The organism is Paenibacillus ihuae (genome assembly GCF_001368795.1).
Lineage (GTDB): Bacteria > Bacillota > Bacilli > Paenibacillales > Paenibacillaceae > Paenibacillus_AQ > Paenibacillus_AQ ihuae.
The window spans coordinates 10,754-20,131 of record NZ_LN831199.1 but is presented as its reverse complement, the minus strand read 5'-3'; the positions used below and the strand labels follow the sequence as shown (position 1 = coordinate 20,131).

The following is a 9,378-nucleotide window of genomic DNA, read 5'->3' as shown; positions in this document are numbered from 1 at the left end:
ACGAATGTGTTGGGTACGCAGGTGCTTTTGGATGCAGCAAAAAAATACAGCGTAACGAAGTTCGTTCAGGTTTCTACGGATGAAGTATACGGAACACTGGGCGCGACTGGTCTCTTCACCGAAGAAACGCCGTTAACTCCGAACAGCCCTTATTCCGCGAGCAAAGCGGGTGGGGATTTGCTGGTGCGTGCTTACCATGAAACCTTTGGCTTGCCGGTTAATATTACACGCTGTTCCAATAACTATGGCCCGTATCAATTCCCGGAGAAGCTGATTCCGCTGATGATCTCGCGTGCGCTTGCTGATCAGGCGCTGCCGGTGTATGGCGATGGAATGAACATCCGTGACTGGCTGTATGTTGAAGACCACTGCAGTGCAATTGATCTGGTTATTCATGAAGGGGTAAACGGCGAAGTCTATAACATTGGCGGCAATAACGAGCGCACCAATGTGCATATTGTAAACACAGTGCTTCAGGAGCTGGGTAAACCAGATTCACTGATTACCTATGTTCAGGACCGTCCTGGTCATGACCGCCGCTACGGCATTGATCCAACCAAGATTACAAACCAACTGGGCTGGAAGCCGAAGCATACGTTTGAAACGGGGATTAAAGAAACGATACAGTGGTACTTGAATAACAAGGAATGGTGGACCCGTATCCAGTCCGGAGAATACCAGAAGTATGCCGCGCTCCAATACGGCAGCCGCTTGGGGGATTCGCTGTAATGTCTAACATGAGAGTACTTGTTACAGGTTCAGCCGGCCAGCTGGGGCAGGACCTGGTGCTGCTGTTGCAAAAGCAGGGATATGAGGTGCTTGGCTGCGACCGTCAGGAAATGGACATTACGGATCTGGATCAGTGTATAGAGATCATCTCCGGCTTCCGTCCGGATGCAGTCTTTCATTGCGCTGCCCATACTGCTGTGGATGCGGCGGAGACTGATATTGATGCAGCTTATGTGATCAATGCTACCGGTAGCCGGAATGTAGCCCTTGCTGCCGAAAGAGCAGGAGCTAAGCTGGTGTACATTAGTACGGATTATGTTTTTGATGGCATGGGCACCCAGCCTTATCATGAATATGATAATACCGATCCTAAGAGCATTTACGGCAAGTCGAAACGGGCTGGAGAAATTCTGGTGCAGTCCCTTTCTTCTAAGTTTTTCATTGTCCGCACCTCTTGGGTATATGGTAAGTATGGTAACAACTTCGTGAAAACAATGCTGAAGCTGGGGCGGGAAAAGCCGCTGCTGCAAGTGGTGAATGACCAAACAGGCTCTCCGACCTATACAGTAGATTTGGCTAACTTCCTGCTGGAGCTGATCCAGACTGAAAAGTATGGTGTGTACCACGCTTCTAATAGTGGGTTTTGCACATGGTATGAGTTTACACAAGCGATTTTCGAAGAGGCCGAAGATATTCTCGGTCTTAAGTTTACTGCTAAGCTTGAACCTTGTGGTACCGAGCAGTTCCCACGTCCGGCTCCGCGCCCGCGGTATTCGGTGATGGAGCATTTGTCTATCCGTACAAATGAATTTGAGGACATTCGCCATTGGCGAGAGGGGTTAAGAGAGTTTTTATATGAGATATTAGAAAAATAAAAAATGAATTTCTAAAAATATTCATTGCCCGAAAGAACATATACTACTTATCTTTCGGGCTTTTTATGATGTTTGGAGGAGTAATTTTGAATAATGTGGATGGAAAACGATTAGTTGGTTTAGATTCATTAAGAGGTATTGCAGCAACTATGATTATTTTCTTTCATGTTCTATATTTAGGAGGGTATGCTGAGAAAACAATATTAACACCAGTGGTATCTAAACTGGATATAGGAGTCCGTTTATTTTACGCATTGAGCGCATTCTCTTTATTTTATGGCTATGAAATGAAGATTGATAAGAACGGCGCAATCAAAGACTTCTATGTGGGACGATTTTTTAGAATTGCTCCTCTATTCTATTTATGTATAGTTTTTTATTTCTTCGCTTTGCCTCTGTTATTTAATGCTAATGTAGCAAAAACTGAGATTATAGCAGATATTTCCTTTATTTTTGGTTTATTACCAGGTAAACAAGAGAGCATTGTATGGGCTGGATGGTCGATTGGTGTTGAATGGATATTTTACTTTATATTCCCATTAATTGTGATATTAAATAGGTCATTGACGAATACCATAATTATATTTGTCATATCGGCATTTGTATTTTATCGGTTTAACTTCTTTGGTAATGAGCTGAAAAAAATATCCGAATCTGCTTTTGATTTAAATTTTTTTAATCAGTTTATGTTTTTTTCGGCAGGAATAGTTAGCTATAACCTTTATAAAGCGATAGATTTTAATAAGAAGAGTTTTCGCGTGGTTTTTCCAATAGTAAGCATTCCATTTTTATGGTTATACTTTTTTACTGATATGATTAATAATAGATTTGGTGATGTTTTGATAGCCGTATGTTTTATCTTTTTGATACTATATTTCTCATGTTTTCCACCAAGAGTGTTTACTAATTGGTTTTTTATTTCTATTGGCTTAAGCAGTTTTGGCTTGTATTTAATACATCCAATAGTGCTGATATTATACATGCAGACAGGTTTTTTACAGTGGATTCACTTCTCTGAGCATGAAAGTATATCTTATATATTAACATTTATTCTTACATTTATATTGACATTCCTATTAGCCTACTGCTCATATCATTATTATGAGAGACCTCTAATGAAATTTGGGAAAAGTATTCTTAGTAAAAATGTTAACTCTAAATAATATGAAGATACTCTGACCCTATAAGAAATACTGAAATTCTAGTACTTAAAACCATATTGAAAATCATAAATTCATATTTGTTAGCTTACCAATCAGTTATGGCTTATTTTATGTGAAATAGCAAATATAAATCAGCGTGACAGCATCAGAACTGCTAGTTTCTAAGATATAGTATTTAAACAGCATAGTTTGATTGTGTTATAATAATTGTCGATAGATTACTATATTTGTCAGGAGCGTAGTGCAGTGAATGTAGATGTTAGTATATTAATCCTCAATTACAACACATGCCGCCTGACGCTGGACTGCATAAGGTCGGTTTATGAATCGGATACGAACTATTCCTATGAGATTATTTTGATAGACAATCATTCCCATGATGATTCGGTAGAGAAGATCAGCGCAGAGTTTCCGGATGTGCTGCTGATTGCCAATTCAGAGAATGTCGGATTCGCCCGGGGCAACAACCAGGGGATGGAGGTTGCTTCAGGACGTTACGTGCTGCTGCTTAATTCCGATACGGTGATTCGCCGGGATACACTGGAGACCATGGTTTCCTTCATGGACAGCCGTCCGGATCTCGGGGCTTCGGGCTGTAAGGTGATTTTACCGGATGGTTCGCTGGACAAAGCCTGCAAGAGAGGATTCCCGACGCCTTCCGCATCGTTCTATTATGCTTTTGGTTTCAGCAAGCTGTTTCCGGACAAACCCAAATTTAATGGATATCAGTTAGGCTACTTAGATCCGGATCAGGCTTACCCCGTTGATTGTTTAGTCGGGGCATTCATGCTGCTCCGGCGGAAGACGATTGACCAGGTGGGCGGGCTGGATGAAGAGTTTTTTATGTACGGTGAAGATTTGGACTGGTGCTACCGGATTAAAGAAGCCGGCTGGGGAATCTACTACTATCCGCAGACATCGATCATTCATCTGAAGGGCGGCAGTGCGCGGCGCAGGCCGTTTAAGATCGTGTATGAGTTTCATAGAGCGATGATATTATTTCACCGCAAGCATTATAGCAGGCAATACAACAGTATAATTAATGGAACGGTATATGCCGGAGTGGGTGTGAAATTTATGTTGTCGCTGCTGCGTAATGCGCTGATTATCCCGCGTGCGGTACCTTCTCCAGCACAGAGCTTAACGGTTTCCGGAGAAGCCGGACCACAGATTGAATCGAAGGCTGAGGTGAGATTATGATCCGCCGTAATCAGAAGTTTTTGACCCAGCTGTATATGGTTACCGACTTTCTGGTGATTCAGCTGTCTTTTCTGGCAGCGTGGTGGCTGAAGTTTAAGAGCGGTTTGCTGGAGTCCTACAATACACTTCCGGTAGAATCGTATGCTTATTGGAGCATAATGTACGCCGTGATTGCTGTGTTTATCGGGATCGTGTTGTCTCTATATCTGCCGAAGCGCAAGAAGCGTTTTGTCGACGAATTCCTCAAAATTTTTCAAGTGCATGTGATGGCAATCTTCATCCTGCTTGGCGTGATGTTCTTCCTGAAGGAAATTAATATTTCCCGTCAATATCTGGCCATTTATATGGGCTTCAATATTTTATCCATCATGCTGTACCGTTATGTGCTGAAGTCAATGTTGAAATCGCTGCGGGAAAAAGGCTACAACCGCCAGTTTGTCCTGATTATAGGGGCCGGTACTCTGGGTAAAAGATTTTATAATAATCTCGTGCAATACCCGGAGCTGGGATATGAGACGATCGGATTCCTGGATGACTACCATAAATGGGACGGTATCGAAGAACAGCGCTTTAAGCCGATTCTGGGTACGGTCGATGAGCTTCCAGGAATGCTTGAGATGCTTCCAGTGGACGAGGTGATCCTGGCGCTTCCGCTGGATGCCCACTCCAAATATCCGGCCATTATTGCCGCCTGCGAAAAAGCGGGTGTGCGGACGCTGATTATTCCCGATTTCTTCGACTACCTGCCGGCCCGTCCTTACTTTGACAATTTTGCCGGAATGCCAATGATCAATGTGCGTGACATCCCGCTGGATATGACTGGTAACAAGCTGGCTAAGCGGGCGTTCGATATTGTGTTCTCGCTGTTCGCCCTAGTTATGATGTCTCCTGTAATGCTTATTGTAGCACTGGGTGTGCGGGTTACCTCACCTGGACCGGTTATCTTCAAGCAGGAGCGGGTAGGGCTCAACCGGCGAAACTTTATGATGTATAAATTTCGTTCGATGAAGATGCAGACGGATGGGGAAGAGGATACCGGTTGGAGCACGAAGGAGGATCCCCGCCGCACCCGGTTCGGAACCTTTATCCGCCGGACCAACCTGGATGAGCTGCCGCAGTTCTTTAATGTGCTGCTGGGGCAGATGAGTGTGGTAGGCCCGCGGCCCGAACGTCCGTTTTATGTAGAGCAGTTCCGTGATGAGATCCCGAAATATATGGTCAAGCATCATGTGCGCCCGGGAATTACCGGCTGGGCACAGAGCAACGGCCTGCGCGGCGATACCTCGATTGAAGAGCGGATCAAGCATGATATTTTCTATATTGAAAACTGGTCGCTGCTGTTTGATATCCGGATTATTGTCAGAACGATCCGCAACGGCTTCAAAAATGCCTATTAATTTTATATCTTCCATAGAAACGGTTGCCATCCTTCTATAAGGCTACAGCCGTTTTTGCTTTTTCTACACTACACCCGGCAAAGGAAACCCACTATTATGGATAAAAGAAAGCTAACAGCGTCAGTCATCATGGTTGCTGCACTTATACTTTTACTCGTGATTACCCTATGGCCCAAGGAAGAAGAACCGGCAACCGGCTTTACAGCATACCGGATCATTGCCCATGCGATGGGCGGGATTAACGGTCATACGTATACGAATACTCTCGATGCTTTTGTTGCCAATTATGAGCAGGGTAGCCGGCTGTTTGAAACGGATTTACTGCTTACAACAGACAATAAGCTGATTGCCCGTCATGAGTGGACAGGAAATATGAGTAAGCTGCTGGGTCAGCTTGATGTGCTTCCTGCCGCCAAACAAGGGACGGTGCTTAGTTATAATGAGGTTATGGATAGTCCGATCCTTGAACTGTATTCCCCGCTCGACATCGACAAGATTATGGATCTGATGATTGCCTACCCGGATGCTTATATTGTAACGGATACAAAGGAGCATGATCCCGAGCTGGTAACCAGGCAGTTTACGCTCATTGTTGAAGCTGCTAAGCGGAAAGATCCTTCGCTGCTGGAACGGATTGTTCCGCAAATTTACAGCCGCGATATGCTGGACGTAGTAAATAAGGTATATGCTTTCCCGGAGGTGATCTATACCCTGTATCAATCCCAGGATAGTGATGAGCAGGTGCTTGACTTCGTTAAAGATACTGGGGTGGGGATTACGATGCCGGTCACCAGAGCCACCAAGAGCTTTGTCCAGAAGCTGAAACGGGCCGGAGCCCGCGTTTATGTGCATACGCTCAACGATGAACAGGAGATTACGAAGCTGTCCCGGATGGGAGTGGACGGATTTTATACCGATTTTGTTTCAGAGGATGACTTGGACGGAATTCGCGGATTACGCTAAAGGATCCAAAAAAACACGAAAAAATGTTCGTATTTTTCTCTGCTTTAAATTGACACTCCCCTTTGTGCTGGCATAGACTAGAGTTACGGTTTTTGCGGTGGCGGGAGTGTTTTTGACTTGGCATAAATAACCTGTGACGATGCTCTGTGTAACGCAGGGGATGTTTAGATAAATTGGTGAGGATGGACGATGGATGAATGAAATGCGGCAATTCATACAGCCGTGGCGGCATGTATTCAAGCTGGACCCGGACCGTGAGCTCGGTGACCAGGAGCTGGAAGCCATTTGCTGTTCCGGTACCGATGCCATTCTCGTAGGCGGGTCCACAGGCGTTACTTATGAGAATACCACCCGGCTGCTCGCCAGAGTGCGGCAGTATGAGCTTCCCTGTGCACTGGAGGTTTCGGAGCTGGAAGCGGCCGTGCCGGGATTTGATTTATATATGATTCCTATGGTACTGAATACTTCTGACACGGACTGGATTCTCGGTCACCACCGCAAGGCGATAGAGTGCTTTGGCAGCCTGATCCCGTGGGAGTTGCTGCTGACAGAAGGGTACATCGTCTTGCATGAGGACTCAGCTGTAGCCCGTCTTACAGGCGCAGACAGCCGCTTAAGCACTCGTGGGGCTGCGGCCTATGCGCAGATCGCGGACAAGCTGATGCAGCTGCCGGTCGTTTACCTCGAATACAGCGGGACGTTCGGCAATATGGAGACGGTGCGGGAAGTTAGGGAGACGGTGGAGAACAGCCAGCTTTTTTACGGAGGCGGAATTACCGGCGAGGCTGAGGCGGAGCAGGCGGCTGCCCTTTGCGATACCGTCGTTGTAGGCAATATTATTTACCGAGATGTGCAGCAGGCGCTGCTCACCGTGCAGGCTGTTAAGCAGACACCGAAGATTCAATTGGATTAGCTATATCAAGCTTATATTGGAAAGGAGCATGTCACACATGCAACTTATTAACATACAGGACGCCGTAAGCCGGCTGAATCCTCCACAGCGCCAGGCTGTAGAAACCACCGAAGGACCACTCTTGATTATGGCCGGAGCGGGCAGCGGTAAGACGCGCGTGCTTACCCACCGTATTGCCTGGCTGATTGCGAACCGCAAAGCGCCGCCTTGGGCGATCCTGGCGATTACCTTTACGAATAAAGCGGCCCGCGAAATGCAGGAGCGTGTCTCCAAGCTGGTCGGCCCGGAGGGGCGGGATATCTGGGTATCCACCTTCCACTCGATGTGTGTGCGGATTCTGCGCAAGGATATTGAACGGATCGGGTTCACCTCTAATTTTTCCATTCTCGATTCTACGGACCAATTGTCTGTTATCCGCAACTGCATGAAGGATCTGAATATCGACACCAAGAAGTTTGAGCCCAAAGCGGTGCAGGCAGTAATCAGTACGAACAAGAATGAACTGATCACTCCGGCGCAGTATGAGCAGAAGATCGGCGATTATTTTGAAGGGCTTGTCGCTAAGGTGTATACAAAGTATCAGCAGCGGCTGAGAAGCAATAACTCGCTTGATTTTGACGACTTGATTATGAAGACGATTCAATTATTCAAGGAAGTGCCTGAGGTGCTTGATTTTTACCAGAAGAAATTCAAGTACATTCATGTCGATGAGTATCAGGATACGAACCGGGCGCAGTACATGCTCTGCCGCATGCTTGCGGACAGCCATCACCGGATTTGCGTCGTCGGCGACAGCGACCAGTCCATCTACCGCTGGCGCGGAGCAGATATTACCAATATTCTAAACTTTGAAGAGGATTACCCGGAGGCCAAAACCATTCTGCTGGAGCAGAACTACCGCTCGACCTCCAATATTCTGAACGCTGCCAATGGCGTTATAGCGCTGAACACCGGCCGTAAGCCGAAGAAGCTGTGGACGGATTCGGACGAAGGCCCGAAGATCAAAGTGTTCCGCGGGGATTCCGAGCATGATGAGGGATATTTTGTTACCGGTGAAATCAGCAAGAACGTTAAGCAGGGGCAGGCCTATCAGAACCATGCGATTCTGTACCGTACCAATGCCCAGTCCCGTGTAATAGAAGAAATTCTGATCAAATCCGATATTCCGTATCAGATCGTCGGCGGGATTAAGTTCTATGACCGTAAAGAAATCAAAGACCTCCTGGCTTATCTGCGTCTCTTGTCCAATCCCGATGATGATATCAGCTTAGCGCGGATTATCAATGTGCCTAAGCGCGGTCTGGGAGATACGACAATCGGCAAGCTTGCTGTTGCGGCAGCAGAACGCGGTGTATCGATATACCGGGTGCTGCAGACGGTGGACGATCTCGGCTTTGCCGGCCGGACGCGGAATGCACTGGTGGAGTTTTACGATATGATCGAAGCGCTGCACCGGATGGTAGAGTTCCTGTCGGTGACCGAGCTGACCGAGAAAATTCTGGAGCTGTCTCAGTACCGGCTGGAGCTGCAAAATGAGAATACACTCGAATCCCGCTCCCGCCTGGAGAATATTGATGAATTCCTGTCGGTTACGATGGAGTTTGAGAAAAATAATGAAGACAAGTCCCTGGTCTCCTTCCTTACCGATCTGGCGCTGATTGCGGATATCGACAGTGTGAATGATGAAGAGGAACGCAGCGATGCTGTTGTCCTGATGACGATGCACAGCGCGAAGGGGCTGGAGTTCCCGACAGTCTTCATCATCGGGATGGAGGAAGGGGTATTCCCGCACAGCCGTGCTTTCCAGGACAATGATGAATTGGAAGAGGAACGCCGGCTGGCTTATGTAGGCATTACACGTGCGGAGAAGCAGCTGTTCCTCAGCTGCGCAAGAATGCGCACGCTGTTCGGACGGACGACCGCCAATGCGCCGTCCCGCTTCCTGGAGGAGATTCCGGAGGAGCTGAAGGAAGATACGGTTAAGGAATCGGACCGCTTCCGGCGCGGTGGCGCGGAGGTTGGCGGTGCCTATGGCGGCCGCGGCTTCGGCGGCGGCGGCCGGGGGAACTTCGGCAGCCGTACAGGCGCTGCCGGGAATGCGCCGGCAGGCGGCGGGGCAGCCGGCTTTGGCGGCAGTA

The 9,378-nt window shown here is 47.4% G+C and carries 8 protein-coding genes; all 8 read left to right on the top strand.

The annotated features are described in order from the left end of the window. A partial coding sequence (locus AQR02_RS19800; RefSeq protein WP_054942192.1) for a dTDP-glucose 4,6-dehydratase occupies positions 1-729 on the top strand: 729 nt, incomplete at its 5' end. An 8-nt stretch (positions 730-737) separates the two neighbouring features. Continuing rightward, positions 738-1,604 (top strand): dTDP-4-dehydrorhamnose reductase, encoded by an 867-nt coding sequence (rfbD, locus tag AQR02_RS19795; RefSeq protein ID WP_054942665.1) that lies wholly within the window; start codon positions 738-740, stop codon positions 1,602-1,604. A gap of 95 nt (positions 1,605-1,699) precedes the next feature. Next, on the top strand, positions 1,700-2,767 hold the full coding sequence (locus tag AQR02_RS19790) for an acyltransferase family protein (RefSeq protein WP_245237680.1): 1,068 nt from the start codon (positions 1,700-1,702) through the stop codon (positions 2,765-2,767). 246 nt (positions 2,768-3,013) lie between these two features. Further along, positions 3,014-3,967 carry a glycosyltransferase family 2 protein gene (locus AQR02_RS19785; RefSeq protein WP_054942190.1) on the top strand — a complete coding sequence of 318 codons (954 nt, stop codon included), beginning with the start codon at positions 3,014-3,016 and terminating at the stop codon, positions 3,965-3,967. Beyond that, on the top strand, positions 3,964-5,364 hold the full coding sequence (locus tag AQR02_RS19780) for an undecaprenyl-phosphate glucose phosphotransferase (protein ID WP_054942189.1): 1,401 nt from the start codon (positions 3,964-3,966) through the stop codon (positions 5,362-5,364). The genes AQR02_RS19785 and AQR02_RS19780 overlap by 4 nt, the downstream gene beginning before the upstream one ends. Before the next feature lie 96 nt (positions 5,365-5,460). Beyond that, complete coding sequence (locus AQR02_RS19775) at positions 5,461-6,327, top strand: phosphatidylinositol-specific phospholipase C/glycerophosphodiester phosphodiesterase family protein (RefSeq protein ID WP_054942188.1); 867 nt, start codon at positions 5,461-5,463, stop codon at positions 6,325-6,327. A 202-nt stretch (positions 6,328-6,529) separates the two neighbouring features. Continuing rightward, entirely contained in the window at positions 6,530-7,240 is a 711-nt protein-coding gene (gene pcrB, locus AQR02_RS19770; RefSeq protein ID WP_054942664.1) for a heptaprenylglyceryl phosphate synthase, read from the top strand. A gap of 37 nt (positions 7,241-7,277) precedes the next feature. After that, a partial coding sequence (gene pcrA / locus AQR02_RS19765) for a DNA helicase PcrA (RefSeq protein ID WP_245237631.1) occupies positions 7,278-9,378 on the top strand: 2,101 nt, incomplete at its 3' end.